The organism is Azospirillum palustre, assembly GCF_002573965.1.
Lineage (GTDB): Bacteria > Pseudomonadota > Alphaproteobacteria > Azospirillales > Azospirillaceae > Azospirillum > Azospirillum palustre.
The window spans coordinates 45,149-65,379 of record NZ_PDKW01000039.1 but is presented as its reverse complement, the minus strand read 5'-3'; the positions used below and the strand labels follow the sequence as shown (position 1 = coordinate 65,379).

15 protein-coding genes are annotated in these 20,231 nt (G+C 69.0%); 9 read left to right on the top strand and 6 right to left on the bottom strand.

Annotated features, from left to right (window positions below; translation table 11 throughout):
* Window positions 1-103 precede the first annotated feature (103 nt).
* A complete protein-coding gene (locus tag CRT60_RS06520; RefSeq protein WP_098735634.1) occupies window positions 104-1,039 on the top strand; it encodes a LysR family transcriptional regulator in 936 nt (311 codons plus the stop codon).
* Here CRT60_RS06520 and CRT60_RS06515 read toward each other — a convergent pair.
* The gene (locus CRT60_RS06515) at window positions 1,003-1,626 is read right to left on the bottom strand and encodes a hypothetical protein (RefSeq protein ID WP_143273110.1); all 624 of its coding nucleotides are present in this window, start codon (window positions 1,624-1,626) and stop codon (window positions 1,003-1,005) included. The two genes, CRT60_RS06520 and CRT60_RS06515, sit on opposite strands and share 37 nt — an antisense overlap.
* A 398-nt stretch (window positions 1,627-2,024) precedes the next feature.
* Between CRT60_RS06515 and CRT60_RS06510 the strand changes: the two genes are divergently transcribed.
* The 3 genes from CRT60_RS06510 to mgrA all read left to right on the top strand — a co-directional run bounded on the left by CRT60_RS06510 (window position 2,025) and on the right by mgrA (window position 4,606).
* Window positions 2,025-2,474: a flagellar protein FlhE gene (locus CRT60_RS06510; protein WP_161957989.1), complete on the top strand. Its 450-nt coding sequence runs from the start codon at window positions 2,025-2,027 to the stop codon at window positions 2,472-2,474.
* A 90-nt stretch (window positions 2,475-2,564) separates the two neighbouring features.
* Window positions 2,565-3,431, top strand: coding sequence for a fimbria/pilus periplasmic chaperone (locus CRT60_RS06505; protein ID WP_161957988.1), 867 nt, complete (start codon window positions 2,565-2,567; stop codon window positions 3,429-3,431).
* Window positions 3,432-3,562: 131 nt separating this feature from the next.
* Complete coding sequence (gene mgrA / locus CRT60_RS06500; protein WP_098735630.1) at window positions 3,563-4,606, top strand: L-glyceraldehyde 3-phosphate reductase; 1,044 nt, start codon at window positions 3,563-3,565, stop codon at window positions 4,604-4,606.
* A 178-nt stretch (window positions 4,607-4,784) separates the two neighbouring features.
* On the opposite strand, the gene CRT60_RS06495 is transcribed toward mgrA, so the two are convergent.
* Together CRT60_RS06495 and CRT60_RS06490 are read right to left on the bottom strand one after the other, a co-directional pair.
* Window positions 4,785-5,900 (bottom strand): NADH:flavin oxidoreductase/NADH oxidase, encoded by a 1,116-nt coding sequence (locus CRT60_RS06495; protein ID WP_098735629.1) that lies wholly within the window; start codon window positions 5,898-5,900, stop codon window positions 4,785-4,787.
* A 210-nt stretch (window positions 5,901-6,110) separates the two neighbouring features.
* A complete protein-coding gene (locus tag CRT60_RS06490; protein ID WP_280177203.1) occupies window positions 6,111-7,196 on the bottom strand; it encodes a ParA family protein in 1,086 nt (361 codons plus the stop codon).
* 233 nt (window positions 7,197-7,429) lie between these two features.
* Here CRT60_RS06490 and CRT60_RS06485 point away from each other — a divergent pair, with 233 nt between their 5' ends.
* From CRT60_RS06485 to mmsB, 3 genes are all read left to right on the top strand, one after another.
* Complete coding sequence (locus CRT60_RS06485; protein WP_098735627.1) at window positions 7,430-8,929, top strand: CoA-acylating methylmalonate-semialdehyde dehydrogenase; 1,500 nt, start codon at window positions 7,430-7,432, stop codon at window positions 8,927-8,929.
* A 57-nt stretch (window positions 8,930-8,986) separates the two neighbouring features.
* Entirely contained in the window at window positions 8,987-10,132 is a 1,146-nt protein-coding gene (locus CRT60_RS06480; protein WP_098735626.1) for an isobutyryl-CoA dehydrogenase, read from the top strand.
* A 119-nt stretch (window positions 10,133-10,251) separates the two neighbouring features.
* Window positions 10,252-11,133 (top strand): 3-hydroxyisobutyrate dehydrogenase, encoded by an 882-nt coding sequence (mmsB, locus tag CRT60_RS06475; protein ID WP_098735625.1) that lies wholly within the window; start codon window positions 10,252-10,254, stop codon window positions 11,131-11,133.
* A gap of 1 nt (window position 11,134) precedes the next feature.
* On the opposite strand, the gene CRT60_RS06470 is transcribed toward mmsB, so the two are convergent.
* Complete coding sequence (locus tag CRT60_RS06470; protein WP_098735624.1) at window positions 11,135-12,040, bottom strand: LysR family transcriptional regulator; 906 nt, start codon at window positions 12,038-12,040, stop codon at window positions 11,135-11,137.
* A 311-nt stretch (window positions 12,041-12,351) separates the two neighbouring features.
* Between CRT60_RS06470 and CRT60_RS06465 the strand changes: the two genes are divergently transcribed.
* Window positions 12,352-12,885: a hypothetical protein gene (locus CRT60_RS06465; RefSeq protein WP_244592318.1), complete on the top strand. Its 534-nt coding sequence runs from the start codon at window positions 12,352-12,354 to the stop codon at window positions 12,883-12,885.
* A gap of 30 nt (window positions 12,886-12,915) precedes the next feature.
* Here the strand turns inward: CRT60_RS06465 and CRT60_RS06460 are convergent, their stop codons facing one another.
* Window positions 12,916-13,671, bottom strand: a complete 756-nt coding sequence (locus tag CRT60_RS06460; protein WP_098736231.1) for a DUF3102 domain-containing protein — start codon at window positions 13,669-13,671, stop codon at window positions 12,916-12,918.
* A 17-nt stretch (window positions 13,672-13,688) separates the two neighbouring features.
* The gene (locus tag CRT60_RS06455; protein WP_244592317.1) at window positions 13,689-14,309 is read right to left on the bottom strand and encodes a ParA family protein; all 621 of its coding nucleotides are present in this window, start codon (window positions 14,307-14,309) and stop codon (window positions 13,689-13,691) included.
* A 588-nt stretch (window positions 14,310-14,897) separates the two neighbouring features.
* On the opposite strand from CRT60_RS06455, the gene CRT60_RS06450 reads away from it, so the two are divergent.
* Complete coding sequence (locus CRT60_RS06450) at window positions 14,898-20,147, top strand: two-partner secretion domain-containing protein (RefSeq protein WP_244592316.1); 5,250 nt, start codon at window positions 14,898-14,900, stop codon at window positions 20,145-20,147.
* Window positions 20,148-20,231: the final 84 nt, after the last annotated feature.

The following is a 20,231-nucleotide window of genomic DNA, read 5'->3' as shown; positions in this document are numbered from 1 at the left end:
GCGCGGGGTGACATGGCGGAACGCGCAGCATCCGCACTGTATTCGTGCATCCGGCGTCATGTCCCGGCAGCGGCGGCGGTCGGCCCATGCTACGCTCCGGCGCATGACCGCACCCGACCTCAACATGCTCGTCACCCTGGACGCCCTGCTGGCGGAAGGCAGCGTCGCCGGTGCGGCGCGCCGGCTGCGGCTCAGCCCGTCGGCGATGAGCCGGGCGCTGGCGCGGCTGCGCGAGGCGACCGGCGACCCGCTGCTGGTCCGGGCCGGGCGCGGCCTCGTCCCCACGCCGCGCGCGCTCGACCTGCGCGACCGCGTCCGCCTGCTCGTGCAGGAGGCGGAGGCGGCCCTGCGCCCGGCCGAAAATCTCGACATCGGCCGGCTGGCCCGGACCTTCACCCTGCGGACCAGCGACGGCTTCGTCGAAAGCTATGGCGCGGCCCTGCTCACCCTCGCCGCCGCCGAGGCGCCCGGCGTCCGCATCCGCTTTCTGCCCAAGCCGGACAAGGACAGCGGCCCGCTGCGCGACGGCTCTGTCGATCTGGAAACCGGTGTCGTCGTCAGCGACAGTGGCCCCGAACTGCGCACCCAGGCGCTGTTCCATGACCGCTTCATCGGCGTCGTCCGCCCCGGCCATCCGCTGACCGCGGGCGCGGTCACCGCCGCCCGCTATGCAGCCGGTCGCCATGTGCTGGTGTCGCGGCGCGGTGAAGACCGCGGGCTGGTGGACGAGGCGCTGGACCGGCTGGGTCTCCAACGCCGCATCGTCGCCACGGTCGGCGGCTTCGCCGCGGCGCTGGCGCTGCTGCGCGGCACCGACCTGATCGTCAGCGTGCCGGAGCGGCACACGGAGGGGCTGCGCGCCGGCCTCCACAGCTTCGCACTGCCCTTCACGGCGCCGGAGGTCACCGTCTCGCTGATCTGGCACCCGCGGCTGGACGCCGACCCGGCGCACCGCTGGCTGCGCGGCTGTGTGCGCAAGGTCTGCGCCCCGCCATCCGGCCATTATGCCTGGCCGGTGGCCGCTCTCGAGTCGAGATAGTCCAGCGATCTGGCCAGCCATCGGCGATCGACCTGCTCTCCCTGGGCGGACAAGCGGTTGAACAGGTTTTGCATGTAATCGGGCGTTATCGCCCCCTTCAGCGCGCCGCCCTCGCGCTCCAGACCAATCTGGCCGATGACGTTGTTGGCCGCGCATTCCACGCGGTTGCCATTCTCATCGCAAGGCATGCCAAGCTTGTCGAAGCGGTAGCCGGTGGCCTTGGTCAGCATCTCCTTGTCGGCGCTGCTGAGGTAATAGCCGACCCCCCACACCGGAGCCTCGCCGGGCGGGGCGGGCGGCGGCGAACTCGGGCTGTCGTCCCATGACGTCGGCCTGCTTTCCTGCTGCTTCAGCAGGCCGCCCAGAGTCCGGGGAGACAGCGTGGGAACGGATGGTCCACCGGCGGATTGGCGGGAGCGCGCCCCGTCCGTCATGGCGGCACTTCCGTCCTGCTCACCGCCGGTGGGGCCGCCGCCGTCCGCCGGGCGCATCGCGGAGGACGGCACGCCCGCTCCGGGCGCGCGGATCGCCGCGAACGGAATGGAGGGTTTGTAAACGCTCCCTTGCGCATAGCCCTGTATCGACATCGTTCGACACCTTTTTCACGGAGGGTATCTCAACCCAAGGAAGCAAATCGCATGCCATGCACATATCCCTCTGTCGTCGCTCACTTTCCTCCCTGACGGCACCCTTCCCGATTCCGGCGAGAAGAAGCAAATGCCGGCCGCAGGAAATTTTTGCCGGTGGAAATTTCTGCCATATGAGGTCCGAAACATCTTCTTGACAACCTCATATCAACCCGCTCCCCAAAATGCTTATTTTTAAATCTAATGATCTTCAATGCTTCCGTATGCAGGCATATTATTGTATGATCACGAGTCATTTATTGTAGAAATTCTTTAAATCAAAATTGAAACAGGGGGCATATCGTGACACACTCCAAACGGGTATATTGTCAATCTTATACAATATGGAGAATATCGGGATGACGTTCGGCATCAAGAAGATGGCTGCCGTCGCCACTGCCGCGCTGACCTTCGCCGCGGTCGCCTCTGCCGCCAATGCCGCCGCATGGTCAAGCCAAGGCTATGGGACCATCATGTACCAGACCAACTGGGTATATTGGGGAACGACGATTCAGCCGGTGGGAAGCATTCCTGCGACGGCAACGATTTCGTCGCTGTCGTGGAGCATCAGTTCCTCCTCGTCCCAGCCGGCATACAACGCCGGGAAGCGGTATCGCCTGTGCCACAACACGAAATCGGGAACTTGCGTCGACACGTCGTCGCCATCGGGCAGCAGCAGCGTCTTCAATGGCTATGCCGCCAACAAGCCGTTCCAGATCGGCACATTCGTTTCGTACAGCAGCACGGTGTCCATGACGCCGACGATCAATGTCGGCACCGAGCAGGTCATCGTCAACTACAACTACTGATCAATGGGTGTGGGCGTCCGGACAGCCGCGCCGTCCGGACGCCCGCCTCGCGCAAAGTGGAGACCGGCGATGAGGGTCCGCCTTCGATGGTTGAGCCTGATTCTGTTGTCTGGCGCCTGGATTGGATCGGTCATGGCCGATACGGCGCCGGAAAACACATCGCCGGGAAACATATCATCGTCTTCAGCCATGGACGCCCTTCCCGACGATGGGGCTTCCGCCTTTCTTATCCCCGTAAAGCTACCGACGATCACGCCCACACAGCTTTACCTGACGCCAGACACCAAAAGCGCGCCGCTGCGCGTGACCAACGAGCGCGACACGGCGGTACGCTTCGCGTTGAGCGTCTTCGCCTGGGGCATGCGGACGGACGGCACCCTGCGGTTGGAGCCGACCGAAGCGATCCGGCTTTCGACCGACATACTGAAACTCGCCCCCGGCGAAACGGGCGAGATACAGGTGGCGGTGAAGGGACAGCGGGACGACCGGGAGGAGGCGTACCGCATCCGCCTGTCCGAACACGCTGAAGGCGAACCGGTCGCCGCGAACGGGATGCAGGTGACGGCGGCGATCACGGTGCCGGTGTTCCGCCGCCCCCTCGGCACACATCCCGCCGGTTGGCTGCATGCCTATCCGGTGGAGGCGGGCACGCTGTCCATCGTGCTCGCCAATCGTGGAAGCGCGCATCTGTTCGCCCGTGACATCACGGTCCAAGGAGAGGATGCCGACGGTCTGCCATTGTTCGCCATCACGCGCGACGGTTGGTACATCCTGTCCGATGACCGCAGGGAATACGCGGCGACACTGGCCGATGACGATTGCCGCAGGGTCCGGCATTTGCGGCTTACAGCCCATCTTCTCGATGGTTCGACATTGGAAAAAGGGATGGAAGCAGGCGAATTGCTCTGCGGCGGAAACCACCCCACCGGCTTCTCCCTCCCAAACGGCGCGCTTTGACGACGGGAGGGACATCCCTCCGACTCTGGGCGCCACGCCCGAACACCACGTCATCCGGTTGGAAGGATTGCGTCCGTCGGCATCGGCGCCCTATGCTGATATATCACTAAGAATCACATCGGGAGTTCGCCATGCAGCCGCCCTACCTCGCCGCCGATCAGCGCTATGGGAGCATGAGCTACCGCCGCACCGGCCGCAGCGGGCTCGACCTGCCGGCCATTTCGCTGGGGCTCTGGCAGAATTTCGGCGGCACCGACGTGTTCGCCACCGGGCGCGCCGTGCTGCGCCGGGCCTTCGACCGCGGCGTCACCCATTTCGACCTCGCCAACAATTACGGCCCGCCGCCGGGCTCGGCGGAGGAGAATTTCGGCCGCATCCTCGCCACCGATTTCCGTCCCTACCGCGACGAGATGGTCATCTCGACCAAGGCCGGCTACGAGATGTGGCCCGGCCCCTACGGCAACTGGGGCTCGCGCAAATATCTGGTCTCCAGCCTGGACCAGAGCCTGACGCGGATGGGTCTCGACTATGTCGACATCTTCTATTCGCACCGCGTCGATCCCCGCACCCCGCTGGAGGAGACGATGGGGGCGCTCGACCACATCGTCCGCCAGGGCAAGGCGCTCTATGTCGGCATCTCCTCCTACTCGCCGGAGATGACGCGGCGGGCGGTGGGCATCCTGAAGCAGCTGGGCACCCCCTGCCTGATCCACCAGCCCTCCTACTCGATGCTGAACCGCTGGGTGGAGGGCGGCCTGCTCGACACGCTGGAGGATCTCGGCATGGGCTGCATCGCCTTCTCGCCGATGGCCCAGGGCATGCTGACCAACAAGTATCTCAGTGGTCAGCCGACAGACGCCCGCGCCGCCAAGGGCGGCAGCCTGCGCGCCAACTTCCTGTCGCCGGAAAATCTGGAGCGCATCCGCGCGCTCGACGCCATCGCCAAGCGGCGCGGCCAGACGCTGGCGCAGATGGCCATCGCCTGGGTCCTGCGCGACCCGCGCGTCACCTCCGCCCTGATCGGCGCACGCAACGTCGAACAGCTCGACAACTCGCTGGACGCGCTGAACAGCCTGTCCTTCAGCCCGGAGGAACTGGCGGAGATCGACACCCACGCCGTCGCCGACGCCGGCATCAATTTGTGGAGCGCCTCCTCCGCAGCCGAAGCGGGCTAAGCGGCTCCAATGCCCTCTCCCGCCCCGGGAGAGGGAGGGGACCCACGAAGTGGGGAGGGTGAGGGGCTATCCGAACATGGATCTTGATCCTTGGATCACCCCTCACCCTTCCCACCGCTTAGCGGCAGGCCCCTTCCCTCTCCCGGGACGGGAGAGGGAGAGTCTCACCGCACCACCCTCAATCCGCCGTGACGGTATCGGTCGCCCGATACCGCTCCAGCCAGTGGGCATAGGGCGCCGGCAGCACCCAGGACGGACGCTCGACGCCCAGCTCCTTGGCGGCGCGGTAGGGATAATGCGGGTTGGCCAGATGGGCGCGGCCGACCATCACCAGATCCAGCTGCCCGTCGGCGACGGTGCGGTCGGCGATCTTCGGCGCGTCGATGCCCCAGGCCGCCGCCACCGGCAGTTCGGCCTCGCGCCGCACCCGCTCGGCGACCGGCGCCAGGAAGGCCGGCCCCCACGGCACCTGCGCGTCGGGGGTGGAGAAGCCGACGCTGACGCTCAGCAGGTCGAGCCCGCCGGCCCGGAAGTTGCGGGCGAGTTCGATCGACTCGGCCAGCGTCTGCTCGTCGCGCCCGTCATACTCGATCACGCCGAAGCGGGCGGTCAGCGGCAGGTTTTCCGGCCACACCTCGCGCACCGCCGCCAGTGTCTCCAGCAGGAAGCGGCTGCGCCCGGCAAAATCGCCGCCATACTGGTCGGTGCGCGTGTTGGCATGGACCGAGAAGAAGCTCTGGCCGAGATAGCCATGGGCGAAATGCAGCTCCAGCCACTTGAAGCCGGCATCGCGGGCGCGCACGGCGGCGGCCACGAAATCGGCGCGGACGCGGGCGATGTCGTCCAGCGTCATCGCCTTCGGCACCTTGGGCAGGTGATGGCCGAAGGCCACCGCCGACGGCGAGAGGGTGTCCCAGCCGCGCGGATCGCCCTCGGCGATGTGGTCGTCGCCCTCCCACGGGCGGTTGGCGCTGGCCTTGCGGCCGGCATGGCCGATCTGGATGCCGGGGACGGCGCCGGCGGCGGCGATGGAGGCGGCGATGCGCGCCATCCCTTCCGCCTGGGCGTCGGTCCACAGCCCGGTGCAGCCCGGCGTGATGCGGCCTTCCGGCGACACCGCCGTCGCCTCGACGATCACCAGACCGGCGCCGCCGCGGGCAAGGCCGGGATAATGGGCGAGATGCCAGTCGTTGACGACGCCGTCGACGGCGCTGTACTGGCACATCGGCGGAACCGCGATGCGGTTGCGCAGGGTGACGTCCTTCAGCGTGAAGGGCGTGAACAGAGCGGACATGCGAATTCCCGTCTCGATCGTGTCGGTGGCGGCGGGAGCCAGGGGAGAAGAAAGATCAGGCGTCTGCCCTGCCCCGCCGCGGATCGGGGAGATGTATGTCACGCCCCGCTCCAGACCAACCCGTCCGGCCGCCAAACGCCCTCCGGTCGCCGCATGGCTGCGCATAGCGCTGCGCAGGCGGTCTGGCGGCGGTCTGGCGGGAAAAGCGCCTCATCCCCCCAGCCCAAGCAGCCTGCCGAGGATCGGCTGCCCCACGGCTGCCCCCAGCGCGAAGCCGCCGGCCAGCCCGACCGCCAGCCCGACGAGCCCCAGGCCAATCCCGCCGCGGCCGGAGGATTGCGCACGCTCCGCCTGCCGCGCCCCATTGCCCCCGCCGCCCGGCTCGTCGCCCTCGTCGATGGAGGACGCACGCCGCGCGCTGTAGGAGGTGTCCGTCGCCTCGTGCCAGGAGCGGATGCGCTCCAGCGCCGGCTTCAGCTGGTTGTCGTCGGGGGCCGTGCCGCGGCCATGGACGACCTCCCAGGCCAGCGCGGCGAAGCGGCTGGTCGTCCGCCCTTCCGGTGTGAAGATGGTCGCCGGCATACGGCGGTAGGTCGCCTTCACCACATCCACGTCATAGGGGAAGGCGGTGCGGAACATCTGCTCGGGGAACTCGTTGCGCAGCTGCGTCAGCGATTCGCGCCCGACCTCGTCGTTGGTGATCGACATCATCAGGATGCCGGCCAGCGACAGGCTGGGGTTCAGCCCGTTCTGGATATGCTCCACCACCTGCAAGGTGCGGCGCAGCCCGTCCAGCGCATAGCGGCCGGGGAAGACCGGCAGGATCAGCCGGTCCGACGCCGCAAGCGCGCCGGCCGCCAGATGGCCCAGCGCCGGCGGGCAGTCGATGACGACATAGTCCGGCGGGTTGCGCGAGAAATGCAGCGCCTTGCGCAAGCCCCGCTGCGAGCCGCCGCGGCTGTCCAGCGCATGCTCCAGCGAGTAGAGCTTGCGCGCGCCGACGATCATCGACAGCCCGTCGAAGGCGGTCGGGGTGATGGCGTCCTCGACGAAGGTTTCCTTGCGCAGCAGGTCGTTGATGCCGACCTTGGCCTTGTCGCGCAGCAGGAAATTGCTGGTGGCGCTGCTCTGCGGGTCGAAATCGATCAGCACGACGCTCTTGCCCAGCGCCGCCAGCGCGAGCGCGAGGTTCACCGAGGTGGTCGTTTTGCCGACGCCGCCCTTCTGATTGTAGACCGACAGGATGGTCGGCTGCCGTGTCTCCGGCGTGTCGAAGACGTCTTCGTGGCTGGTCATGTCCATTCCGCTTCGCCGTTTCTGCGGCAATCCCCGCACGGCCCGGATCGGATTCCGGTCCGGACTGCGCGGGCGCACTATAAGCGGTGGGGTTTCAACTCTCCACACACCTTTGGGGACAGGCGCACACCCCTTGCCGCATTCCTGCACAACCGATGCGCAAAGTTTCGGGTCGCCCCAAAGGGCCGCTCAGGTCCACATGGTGACAAACAATCCCGAGGGAGGACAATAGGATGACCACCGAACTTCAGCACCTGATCGGCGGCAAGCTGGTTTCCGGCACGTCCGGCCGGTTCGCCGACGTCTACTCCCCGATGACCGGCGAGGTGCGCGCCCGCGTGCCGCTGGCGAGCGTCGAGGAGATGCGCGCCGCGGTCGAGAACGCCAAGGAGGCGCAGCGCGGCTGGGCCGCCACCAACCCGCAGCGCCGCGCCCGTGTGCTGATGCGCTTCCTCGACCTCGTCCAGCGCGATTACGACGAGCTGGCGCTGCTGCTGTCGCTGGAGCATGGCAAGACCATCGTCGACGCCAAGGGCGACATCCAGCGCGGTCTGGAGGTGGTGGAGTTCGCCTGCGGCATCCCGCACCTGCTGAAGGGCGAGTTCACCGACGGCGCCGGCCCCGGCATCGACATCTATTCGATGCGCCAGCCTCTCGGCGTCGTCGCCGGCATCACGCCGTTCAACTTCCCGGCCATGATCCCGATGTGGAAGTTCGCCCCGGCCATCGCCTGCGGCAACGCCTTCATCCTGAAGCCGTCGGAGCGCACGCCGGGCGTGCCGGTCAAGCTGGCCGAGCTGATGCTGGAAGCCGGCCTGCCGGCGGGCATCCTCAACGTCGTCCATGGTGACAAGGTGGCGGTGGACGCCATCCTCGACGACCGCGACATCAAGGCGGTGGGCTTCGTCGGCTCCACCCCGATCGCCGAATACATCTACAACCGCGGCTGCGCTGCCGGTAAGCGCGTGCAGTGCTTCGGCGGCGCCAAGAACCACGCGCTGGTGATGCCGGACGCCGACCTCGACCAGGCGACCGACGCGCTGATCGGCGCCGGCTTCGGTGCAGCGGGCGAGCGCTGCATGGCGATCTCGGTCGTCGTCCCGGTGGGGAAGAAGACCGCCGACGCCCTGATGGACCGCCTGATCCCGCGGGTGGAAAGCCTGAAGGTCGGCCCCTCGACCGACAGCAGCGCCGATTTCGGCCCGCTGGTGACCGCCGAGCATCTGGAGCGGGTGAAGTCCTACGTCGATCTCGGCGTCAAGGAAGGCGCCAAGCTGGCGGTCGATGGCCGCGAGTTCAAGATGCAGGGCTACGAGAACGGCTTCTACATGGGCGGCTGCCTGTTCGACGAGGTGAAGCCGGACATGCGCATCTACAAGGAGGAGATCTTCGGCCCGGTCCTCTCCGTCGTCCGTGCCGACTCCTATGAAGAGGCGCTGTCGCTGCCGAACGACCACGAGTACGGCAACGGCGTAGCCATCTTCACCCGCGACGGCGACGCCGCCCGCGACTTCGCGAGCCGTGTCGATGTCGGCATGGTCGGCATCAACGTTCCGATCCCGGTTCCGCTCGCCTACTACACCTTCGGCGGCTGGAAGCGGTCGGGCTTCGGCGACCTGAACCAGCACGGCCCCGACGCGGTGCGCTTCTACACCAAGACCAAGACCGTCACCTCCCGCTGGCCCTCGGGCGTCAAGGAAGGCGCCAGCTTCGTCATTCCGACCATGGAGTGATGGGCGTAACATTCCCCCTCCCGCCTCCGGCGGGAGGGGGGTTGCACGAGGTGACGCATGTCCTTTGAACTGACCGAAGACCAGGTCGCCATCCGCGACATGGCGCTGTCCTTCGCCCGCGACGAGCTGGCGCCCAACGCCGTCGAGTGGGACCAGAAGAAGCATTTCCCCATCGACACGCTGCGCGCCGCCGGGGCGCTCGGCATGGGCGGCATCTATGTGTCGGAGGACCATGGCGGCTCGGCACTCAGCCGCTTCGACGCCGTGGTGATCTTCGAGGCGCTGAGCCAGGGCTGCCCGACCATCGCCTCCTACATCTCCATCCACAACATGGTGGCGGGGATGGTGGACAATTTCGGCAGCGACGAGCAGAAGGCCCATTGGCTGCCGAAGCTCTGCACCATGGACTGGCTCGCCAGCTACTGCCTGACCGAGGCCAACGCCGGTTCCGACGCCGCGGCGCTGCGGACCAGGGCGGTGCGCGACGGCGACAGTTACGTCCTCAACGGCGCCAAGCAGTTCATTTCCGGTGCCGGCAGCTCCGACCTCTACCTCGTCATGGCCCGCACCGGCGAGGACGGCCCCGGCGGCATCAGCGCCTTCCTCGTTCCGAAAGACACCCCCGGCCTGTCCTTCGGCGCCAACGAGCACAAGATGGGCTGGAACGCCCAGCCGACCCGTGCCGTCATCCTGGAGGACGCCCGCATCCCCGCATCCGCCCTGCTGGGGCAGGAGGGGATGGGCTTCAAGTTCGCCATGAAGGGGCTGGACGGCGGCCGCATCAACATCGCCGCCTGCTCCATCGGCGGCGCCCAGGCCGCACTCGACAAGGCGCTGACCTACATGAGCGAGCGCAAGGCCTTCGGCCAGACGCTCGACCGCTTCCAGGCGCTGCAGTTCCGCATCGCCGACATGGCGACGGAGCTTGAGGCCGCCCGCACCTTCGTCCACCGCGCCGCCTCGGCGCTGGATGCGAAGAACAAGGACGCCACACGCCTGTGTGCGATGGCGAAGCGCTTCGCCACCGACACCGGCTTCGAGGTGGCGAACAACGCGCTCCAGCTGTTCGGCGGCTACGGCTATCTGGCCGATTACGGCGTTGAGAAGATCGTGCGCGACCTGCGGGTCCACCAGATCCTGGAAGGCACCAACGAGATCATGCGCCTGATCGTCTCGCGCAGCGAGATCGGGCGAATGGCGTAATCCAACACGCCCCTTAGTCCCCTCTCCCCCCCGGGGAGAGGGTTAGGGTGAGGGGGTCGCGCGGCGAGGATCTTCAAGAACCGCGCACCATAAAAACCAAAGCAACGGGAGACGCGACGATGGCGGTGATCGGTTTCATCGGATTGGGCAACATGGGCGGCCCGATGGCCGCGAACCTCGTGAAGGCGGGGCATCAGGTGGTGGGCTACGACCTCGTGCCCGCGGCCATCGAGGCGGCCAAGGCGGCCGGCGTCACCATCGGCGAGTCTCCGGCGGCAATCGCCGCGGCGGCCGACGTGGTCATCACCATGCTGCCGGGCGGCAAACATGTGCTGGGCGTCTATGGCGACATCGCACCGCTGGCCCGGCCGGGCACGCTGCTGATCGACTGCTCCACCATCGACGTGGACTCCGCCCGCAAGGCACATGCGCTGGCCGCCGGCACGGGCGCCGCCTCGCTCGACGCGCCGGTGTCGGGCGGCGTCGGCGGTGCCGCCGCCGGCACGCTGACCTTCATGGCCGGCGGCGAGGCGGACGCCTTCGAGCGCGCCCGCCCGATCCTGGAGGCCATGGGCAAGAAGATCGTCCATTGCGGCGGCGCCGGTGCCGGCCAGGCGGCCAAGATCTGCAACAACATGATCCTCGGCATCTCGATGATCGGCGTCTGCGAGGCCTTCGTGCTGGCGGAAAAGCTCGGCCTGTCGCATCAGGCGCTGTTCGACGTGTCGTCGACCTCGTCGGGCCAGTGCTGGTCGCTGACCAGCTACTGCCCGGTCCCCGGCCCGGTGCCGGCCAGCCCGGCCAACCGCGATTACCAGCCCGGTTTCGCGGCGGCGCTGATGCTGAAGGACCTGAAGCTGGCCCAGGAAGCGGCACAGGGCGCCGGTGCCCCCACCCCGTTGGGGGCTGCGGCGGCGCAGCTCTACGCGCTGATGAACGCGCAAGGAGAGGGCGGCGCCGACTTCTCCGGCATCATCCGCATGCTGCGCGGCGAAGGGTAAATCAGGATGCGGAGGGGGGCAGGAACAGCGCCTGCTCCCGCCGCACCAGATCGGCGATGTAGTCGGCGGTCATCGAAATCCGCGCCAGCGAGCGCAGATCCTCGTGCACGATCAGCCAGAAGGACCGGGTGATCGTCAGCTCGTCGGGCAGCACCGGCGCCAGCTCCGGCTCGCCCGCCGCGATGAAGGCGGGCAGCATGCACAGGCCGGCGCCGGCCAGCGTCGCCTTCAGCTGGGCGACGAGGCTGCTGCTCTTGATCCGCGGCGCCACCTCGCCGATGGTCTCGACATAGTCCAGCTCCGGCGCGAAGATCAAATCGTCGATATAGCCGATGAAGGAATGGCCGCGCAGGTCGCCGCGGCTGCGGATCTCCGGCCTTGCCTCCAGATAGGCGGCGGTGCCGTACAGCCCCAGCCGGTAATCGGTCAGTTTCCGCGCGAACAGCCGCCCTTCCTGCGGGCGCGACAGGCTGATGGCGATGTCGGCCTCGCGCTTGGACAGGCTGAAGACGCGCGGCATGGCGACCAGCTGCACCTCCAGCTCCGGATGGCGTTCGCACAAGGCGCCGATGCGCGGTGCCAGGAAACAGCTGCCGAAGCCGTCCGGCGCCCCGATCCGCACCGCACCGGCGAGCGCCAGATCGCCGTCGGCCACCATGCCCTGGGCCAGCAGGGCGGCACTCTCCATCACCTCCGCCGTCTGCTTCAGCCGTTCGCCCTGCGGCGTCAGGGTAAAGCCGCTGGGCCGCCGTTCGAACAGGGTGACGCGCAGCGCGTCCTCAAGTGCTGTGATGCGGCGGCTGACCGTGGTGTGGTCGGCGCGCAGCCGCTGGGCCGCTGTGGTCAGCGTGCCGGCCCGGGCCACCGCCAGGAAAAAGCGCAGGTCGTTCCAGTTGAAATCGGCCATGTCCGCCGGCGCGCCGCCCGTTCTTGCAGGGTGAATGAGGGGCCGGACTCTCCCATCAAGCCGCCCGCCTGACAAGAGCGCCAACCTGCCCCTGCGACAACGCTGCACAAGGGGGGCCGCACGCCAATGGAAGGTGTACGGCCGAAAGAGCCTGATCCGAAGGAGTACCGCATCTTCCGGGGCAGCGCCCCCATTTCGCGTGGACGAACAGCCGCCCTGTTGCGTTTATCTGTTGAGCGACGCGGATGCGACGGCCGAGAGGATGCGGGATGCCGGGCGAAGGCCGGACGGTAAGGGGCAGCGGAGCGGTGATGGCGGCGGCACTTGCGGCCCTGCTCGCCCTGCCTGCCGCAGTCCCGGCCGCGGCGGAACCGCTGCTGTCGGCACCGGAGGTCCAGGAATTCCACCGGGAGTCCCACCAGCAGTCCGCCGCCCCCCTGCCCTCCCCCGCCCCGTCGAAGCCGCAGACGGACGCCTTCGACTGCTGGCTGCTCGATCCGGGCCGTCTGGAGCAGGCCTCCGGCCGCGGGCTGTGCGGCGATGCCTTCGCCCGCGCGCCCGAAACCGCGGCGCTGCCGGAGGCCCCTCCCCCGCCGCTGGTCACGCCGTCACGCAAGCCGAAAGCGCCGGACCGCCGCGCCCGGATCAGCAGCCGCAGCGTCGGCGGCCCGGAAAGACACAGCATGGCCGGTTCGCCCGCACGGGGGGCGCGCGGCGGCGACGGCGATTTCCTCAGCAATTTCCAGCGGGACTTCCGGTCGCTGACCAACCTGCTGGGCGGCGGCAGCCCGCCGTCGCGCCACGGCGACGACAGCCCCGCCTCCCACACCTCGCACAACCACTGAAAACCGGATTTACGGGCCGATCAGCCCGCTTTACCGCCGGTCGTCCTCGGTCTCCGCCCCGATATCCTCCGCCTCGACATCGATGGTGACGCCGGTACGGCCGGAGCGGACATGATCGTCATGCTCCGGGTCAATGCCATGGTCGCGCCGCAGCTCGTCGCGGATTTCCGCCATGCGGACGCGCAGCCGGGCATAATCCGCCAGCAGCTGCCGGCGCCGGTCGTTCGGCGTCACGTCCTTCGGCGGGCGCAGCGAGCGCTTGAAGTCGATCAGCTGGCGGCGGGTCACGTCGGGACGGATCAGCCCCTGGGCCTTGGCGCGTTCCAGCTCGTCCGGCGTCATGGTGACGATCTGGTAGGCGACGCTTTCCGCCCCCGGCAGCACGTCCAGCGACAGCCGGCCGGTGTCCACCGCCTCCGCCACCGCGCGGAAGCGGAAGGCGGTCTCGACCGAGAACGGCATGTCGCTCTCGATCATCGCCTCGAAGTCGCCGTGCGGCAGGATATCCTTGGCGCGGTTCAGGTACCGGCCGATCGACAGGAACTCCTTGCGGCTGCGGTTCCAGTGATAGCGGATTTCCTGGGCGAATTCCTGCCGGGTGTGGCAGGGCACGATGGCGTCGCTGATGTCCGACGCCCGGCGGTCCGCCTTCGACGGCGCCACGGCAGACCCTGACCGCCCCCCACCATGCAATGGGGTAGACGCTACCTCCGGCTTTTCCACCGGCGGGGGAGCGGCCTTCCCCTGCTCCGCCACCTTCTTCATGAAGGACTTCACATTGGCCATCTTCAAATCCCCCGGGTTCAGATCCCCAGCTCGTGCCGGATGAAGTACCAGGCGCCAAGGCATTCGTCGGCGCCATTCACAGCACCCACATCGACGATGGAGCAGCCGACATCGTCGACCCGGTGCATGTCCTCGATGTCCGGCACCTCGTGCGGCACCAGCCGGCCGACCCGGCCCAGCTCCAGCTTCGCCTCGCGCAGGCTGACCGACCGGCGCTTGACCCGGTTCAGCAGGAAGGCGGCGGGGCGGCCATAGTCGCGCAGGAACTCCATCCAGGGGATGACGCTCATCTTGTCGAAGCGGCCGACCCCGGTCGGCACCAGCACCAGATCGGCGCGGCGCAGCAGGATCTTGGTCGCTTCCGGATACAGCTCCACCGACGGCGGCGTGTCGACGAAGACCACGTCGTAGCGGCCGGGATCGACCTGGGCCAGCGCCGCCTCGATGTCGTCCAGCGTCCCTTCGTAATGGTCGATGGACGCGACATCGTGCGGACGGCGCAGCTCGTGCCACTGTCCCAGCGTGCGCTGCGGATCGAAATCCAGCGTCGCCACCCGCATGCCGTCCTTGGCCGCGGCCACGGCGGTGTTCTTGCAGCTGGTGGTCTTGCCGGTCCCGCCCTTCGGCGCACTGTACACCACCCAGCGCGCGGGCAGCGGCGCAGCCTTGTTTACCGTGCCGTCGGCGCCCTGGGCTGCCGATCTGCCGGTTGATTTACCTGTGGCTTTGCCCGCGGATTTCCTTGTGGCGACGGCGGTCGGATCGGCCATCTGTTCCCCCTGCATCGCGTGCCAGTCGTCTGACGGCCTTCTTCTTAGCGGATCGCCCCGGTCGCCGAAAGGGCAAAGGCGGCACCTGCGCCATGGAAATAGACGCTTTCTGTACCGTCAAAGCCGTTACCGGTAACGCCTCGCCCCGATTTCCGTTACCGGTAACGCTTGCGCCGATGCCGGTCCGGCCGCCTCTGTTGCCGCCACGAAACAATCTGTCACCACTTTCGGGATTTCCGTACCCGCGCCCCGTCGCTAAAATGTTTCGCATTCCAGGGTTTTGAACAGCGTATTGCCTTCCCGCAAGAGTCGGGGGCGGCAATGGGGGTTGGGTCGGTGATGCGGGGATCGGGGCAGCGGACGGTTGGCAAGGGGGCGGTTGGCAAGGGGGCGGTTGCCAAGGGGTCGGTTGACAACACGGCGGTCCGGCAAGACGGCGCGCGGCGCCGGGCGGCCTTGCGCCACAGCACGGCCCTGGCCGGGGCGGCGCGTCTGGCGATCCTGACCGCCATCCTCGCCCTGCCCCTCCCCGCACGCGCCAACCCGGAAAGCGGCGTGGTCACCGACGGTGCCGCCACCATCCACACGACCGCCCCCGGCCGGCTCGACATCATCCAGTCGACGCCGAAGGCGGTGATCGACTGGCAGCGCTTCGGCATCGCCGAGGGCGAGCACACCAATTTCCAGCAGCCCGACGCCGCGGCCATCACGCTGAACCGCGTCACCGGCTCCGACCCGTCGGCGATCCTGGGGCGGCTGACCGCGAATGGGCAGGTCTGGCTGGTCAACCCCAACGGCATCCTGTTCGGCCCGAACGCCCGCGTCGATGTCGGCGGGCTGGTCGCCACCACCCACGACATCCGCAACGCCGACTTCATGGCCGGCCGCCACAACTTCGAGGGCCGCGCCGGCTCCACCGCGACGGTGGAGAACGAGGGCACCATCACCGTCGCCCAGGCCGGTCTGGCGGCACTGGTCGCCCCCGGCGTCGCCAACCGCGGCACCATCCAGGCCCGCATGGGCGAGGTGACGCTGGCCTCGGGCCGCCGCTTCGTCGTCGACCTGTTCGGCGACCAGAAGATCAACATCGCGGTGGACGCCAAAACCGACGCCCGCCCCGTCGGCGCCGACGGCAAGCCGGTGGACGCGCTGGTCAGCAACAGCGGCAGGATCTTCGCCGACGGCGGCCGGGTGCAGATGACGGCGAGCGCCGCCAAGGGGCTGATGGACCGCGTCGTCAACATGTCCGGCACCATCCAGGCCCGCCGGGTGGAGCAGCAGGGCGGCGACATCGTCCTGCTCGGCGACGGCGGCGAGATCGAGGTGTCGGGCAGCCTCGACGCCAGCGGCAGCGGCGCCAGTGAGACCGGCAAGGGCCAAACCGGCGGCTCCATCACCGTGTCGGGCACCCGCACGGCGCTGACCTCCACCGCCCGCGTCACCGCTTCCGGTCCCGCCGGGGGCGGGGAGGTGCTGATCGGCGGGGACGTGCAGGGCGGCAGGGCGTCGGCCGCCACGCTGGCCGGCTACACCATCCGCCCGGCGCGCAAGCCGGTGCCGCCCTCCATCGAGACCGTCGTGGCGCAGGGCGCGACCATCGCCGCCGACGCCACCGACAGCGGCAAGGGCGGCAAGGTCGTGGTGTGGGCCGACGGCAGCACCCGTTTCGACGGCGCCGTGTCCGCCCGCGGCGGTACGGCCGGCGGCAACGGCGGCTTCGTCGAGACATCGGGCAAGCTGTCGCTGCATGTGCGCGGCAGCGTCGATGCCGGGGCCGGAACAGGGCAGGGGGCAGGGCAGGGAATAGTGGCTGGCGGCTTCTGGCTGCTCGACCCGACCGACATCACGGTGGCTGCCACCGGCGGCACCATCACGGCCGACAACATCCAGACCGCGCTGAACGGCGGAACCAGCGTCACGCTGCAAACCGAGTCGACGGGGACCGATGCCGGCGACATTACAATCGATCAGGAGATCCTGAAGACGGCCGGCGGAGATGCCTCGCTGACGCTGAAGGCCCACCGCAACATCGTCGTCAACCAGAGCATCGTGTCGACCGCGGGTGCGCTCACCCTCACCCTGAACGCCGCGACCGGCTCCGGCAACGGCATCGTGCGGACGGCGGCGACCTCCGGCACGTCGCCCATCGCCATCACCACCAACGGCGGCGCCTTCATCGTCGGCGGCGGTTCCAACCCGGCGATGAAGCCCGCCACCGGCATCTCCGGCGGCTATTCGCCCAGCTCCGACCGGGTCGGCGTGGAGTTCCACGACACGATCGTCTCGACCGGTGCCGGCTCCATCCTGATCAACGGCGACGGCGGCGAGAACAACGGCGACGGCAACCACGGCATCGCGCTGTACGACAGCCAGCTGACCACCGGGACCGGCTCGATCACGCTGAACGGGGCGGGCGGCAACGGCATCTATTACGGCGACAATGTCGGCGTGCTGCTGTCCGCCTCCGCGCTCCAGACCGGAGGCGGCGCCGTTTCCATCACCGGCACCGAGGGGCATGGCGAGAGCTCCCAGGGCAACGATGCGATCCGCGTCACCGACGGCTCCTCCATCGTCGTGCAGGGCAACGGGGCCATCGACATCCGGGCAGGCGCCAACTCCAGCCGCGACATCCAGCTGAGCGGCGCCGTGATCCGCACCGGCAACGCCCCGATCACGGTGGAGTCGGGCGGCAACCTTTTTCTGGATTACGACAGCAGCCTGACCTCCGACGGCGCCGTGACGCTCAGGGCCGCGTCCGGCATTTCCCTGATGGACAGCCACATCGTCGCCGCCGACCGGCCGGTCACGCTGAACAGCAACCGCAGCGGCTATGGCGGCGCCATCAGCCTGGGCAGCAGCAGCATCGCGACCGCCGGCGGCGACATCGTGCTGGGCGGCGGCAGCGATCCGGCCAGCATGACGGCCAAGGCCGGCTATGACGACTGGGCCGGCGTGTCGATCGCCAACAGCTCGCTCTACACCGGGCACGGCTCCATCTCGATCCGCGGCGAGGGCGAGGGGTACAGCAACGGCACCCACGGCGTCCTGATCAACGGCAGCTCGACCATCGGCGCCGCCGTCGGCCGGATCGCCATCCATGGCAAGACGACCTCCCAGTCCGACAGCCGCAACGCCGGCGTGCTGATCGAAAGCAACAACGACGGCGGGCCGACCGTCACGGCCGGTTCCACCGCCGCCGACGCCATCCTGATCGACGGCGACGCCAGCGAAGCGGACTCCATCGAGTCCTGGGGCGTCATGCTCCAGGGCAGGGTGGGGCTGCTGTCGTCCGGCGGCGTCTCCATCGCCGGCAAGGCCGGCACGTCGTCCGCCGATTTCGAGATCGCCGGCATCGGGCTGGACGCCGAGAACGACGGCAACATCCAGATCGTGGCCGCCGCCGGAGAGGTATCGCTGCAAGGCACCGCCGGAACCGCCGGCCCGCACGGGACCGCCTCGGCCCTGTACAGGAACGGCGCCGTGACGGTCAGCAGCACGCCGGCGCCGCCGCCGCCCCCTCCACCGCCGCCGCCTCCCCCCCCTCCGCCGCCGCCCCCGCCGGTAACTCCGCCGGTGACGGACCCGACGCCGACAACGCCGACGACGCCCACCACTCCGGGCACCGACACCGGAAGCGGCGGCGGAACCGATACGCCGTCCACAAGCACGCCGACCACGCCGACCACCACCACCCCGTCGACCGGGACGGACACGTCCGGGACCGGATCCACGGATACGGGAACGACAGGCACGGGAACGACGGACACCGCGTCCCCGGAGACCGGAACGACCTCGACGAGCGGCAGCCAGTCCGCCGCATCCGCCTCCAGCTCCGTGCAGGCGACGCTGCAAACGGTGGCACAGATCGCCGCCAACCCGGCAACGACCGGCACCGGCTCGACCGCCGCCACGGCCACGGGCAGCAGCAACACGCCACGCGGCAGCACCGGCGCGACCACCGGAACCACTGGCACCGGGACCACGGCCGGCGCGACCACGCCGCAGACCCTGCTGGCGACGCTGGAGCAGGGCACGGCCAACCAGGGCACCGCCACCCAGACCGCGGCCACCCAGACCGCAGAAGGGCAGGGCACCCAGTCCGCCGGCGGCAGTTCCGCCGCCAACAGCGCTCCCTCCAACGGCGCCCCGGCCTCGCCGCCGCCGCCGCCGCCTCCGCCGGGGCCAGCGACGGTCGTGCTCGCCTCCGGCCGCTCGGTCTCCTTCACGGCGGACGCGGCGGCGGCCTATTCCTCCGGCGCCACCCTGTCGCAGCCGGGACCGCAGCTTCTGGCCTCCCCGCAGGTCCAGGCGGCGGCCGGCTCCCTCATCCAGGCGGCCGGCAACGGCGGCATGGTCCAGGCGGTGTCGGCGCTGGCGAGCGGCGGCCTGTCGCTGTCCGAACAGCGGGCGGTGCTGGCGAGCGTGCCGGTGGCCACCCTGATCGGCGGGCTGACCGCCAGCAGCGACCCGGTGGCGGCGCGCGTCGGTGGCATTCTGCAGAACAGCGCGGCGGGCCAGCCCGGCGGCTACGCCCAGGTGCGCGCTGCGGCGGCGCAGGCCAACCTGCCGCCCCAGGTCGCCCGCACCTATCTCGCCATGGTGCAGCGGGTGGAGCGCGAGCAGCGCACCCAGGCCTTCTCCGGCGCGCTGCGCCAGCTGGTGGCGAACCCGGCGGCGGCGGACATGCTCGGCCGCCCGTCGGCCGCCTCGGCGCTGCCCAGCCTGCGGCAGGCGCGGGGCGGCCGCACCCGCGGCGGCACCATGACGCTCCGCGGCGTCGTCGCCGACAGCGCCAACCTCGCCGAGGCGCGGGTGAACGGCCGCTGGGTCTTCATCGACGAAAAGGGCCAGTTCCGCACCAGCATCCCGGTGGAGCCGGGGGCGAAGGAAGCCACCCTGACCATGACCGACGAGGCCGGCAAGACGACGGAGCAGCGCATCGCCATCGACAGCGCCACGGCCGCTCCCGACCCGGCCGCCCCGCCGAAGCCGCGCAAGATCGCCCTGATGATCGCCGTCGACAGCTACCGCGACGGCGCCATCCCGGCGCTTGCCACGCCCGACGCCGACATCAAGGCGGTGGGCAAGGCGCTGAACGACCATCTCGGCTACGAGACGCGGGTGCTGCGCAACCCGACCAAGGCGCAGATCGGCGAGGCGCTGCGCAAGCTCGGCCGCGAGGTCGGCGAGCAGGATCAGGTGATGGTCTATTACGCCGGCCACGGCTATGAGCTGGCGGAGACCGGCACCGGCTATTGGCTGCCGGCCGACGCCGAGACGACCAGCGCCCGCAACTGGGTGTCGAACAACGACATCGGCCGCTTCCTCAGCCGCATGCCGGCCAAGCATGTGATGGTGGTGTCCGACAGCTGCTATTCCGGCGCCTTCACCAAGGAGCAGAAGGTTGACGCCAGCCGCCTCGCCAACGAGACGGAGATCCGGCAGCGCCGCTCGGTCATGGCCCTGTCGTCGGGCGGCGACGAGCCGGTCGCCGACGGCGAGGTGAACTCCCCCTTCGCGGTGGCGCTGAAGACGCGGGTGCAGGCCCTGCCGAAGGACAGCAGCGGCTACGCCCTCTATCAGGAGGTCCGCCAGGACGTGACCAGCGAGGCGCCGCAGACCCCGCAATATGGTGTGATCCGCACCGCCGGCTACGACGAGGGCGGCGACTTCCTGCTGGACCTGCCCGACCGCGCGATGAACTGAGGGGAGGGGGGTGCCCGCGGCGGCACCCCCATTTTCCCCTGGCGCATAGTTTCAAAAGAAACTATATCAGCGGCAAATGGTCGC

What these genes read in the sequence shown, in the direction of transcription:
- CRT60_RS06520 (WP_098735634.1), top strand. Translation starts at nt 104, where the DNA reads ATGACCGCACCCGACCTCAACATGCTCGTCACCCTGGACGCCCTGCTG.
- CRT60_RS06515 (WP_143273110.1), bottom strand. Translation starts at nt 1,626, where the DNA reads ATGTCGATACAGGGCTATGCGCAAGGGAGCGTTTACAAACCCTCCATT.
- CRT60_RS06510 (WP_161957989.1), top strand. Translation starts at nt 2,025, where the DNA reads ATGACGTTCGGCATCAAGAAGATGGCTGCCGTCGCCACTGCCGCGCTG.
- mgrA (WP_098735630.1), top strand. Translation starts at nt 3,563, where the DNA reads ATGCAGCCGCCCTACCTCGCCGCCGATCAGCGCTATGGGAGCATGAGC.
- CRT60_RS06495 (WP_098735629.1), bottom strand. Translation starts at nt 5,900, where the DNA reads ATGTCCGCTCTGTTCACGCCCTTCACGCTGAAGGACGTCACCCTGCGC.
- CRT60_RS06490 (WP_280177203.1), bottom strand. Translation starts at nt 7,196, where the DNA reads ATGACCAGCCACGAAGACGTCTTCGACACGCCGGAGACACGGCAGCCG.
- CRT60_RS06485 (WP_098735627.1), top strand. Translation starts at nt 7,430, where the DNA reads ATGACCACCGAACTTCAGCACCTGATCGGCGGCAAGCTGGTTTCCGGC.
- CRT60_RS06480 (WP_098735626.1), top strand. Translation starts at nt 8,987, where the DNA reads ATGTCCTTTGAACTGACCGAAGACCAGGTCGCCATCCGCGACATGGCG.
- mmsB (WP_098735625.1), top strand. Translation starts at nt 10,252, where the DNA reads ATGGCGGTGATCGGTTTCATCGGATTGGGCAACATGGGCGGCCCGATG.
- CRT60_RS06470 (WP_098735624.1), bottom strand. Translation starts at nt 12,040, where the DNA reads ATGGCCGATTTCAACTGGAACGACCTGCGCTTTTTCCTGGCGGTGGCC.
- CRT60_RS06465 (WP_244592318.1), top strand. Translation starts at nt 12,352, where the DNA reads ATGGCGGCGGCACTTGCGGCCCTGCTCGCCCTGCCTGCCGCAGTCCCG.
- CRT60_RS06460 (WP_098736231.1), bottom strand. Translation starts at nt 13,671, where the DNA reads ATGGCCAATGTGAAGTCCTTCATGAAGAAGGTGGCGGAGCAGGGGAAG.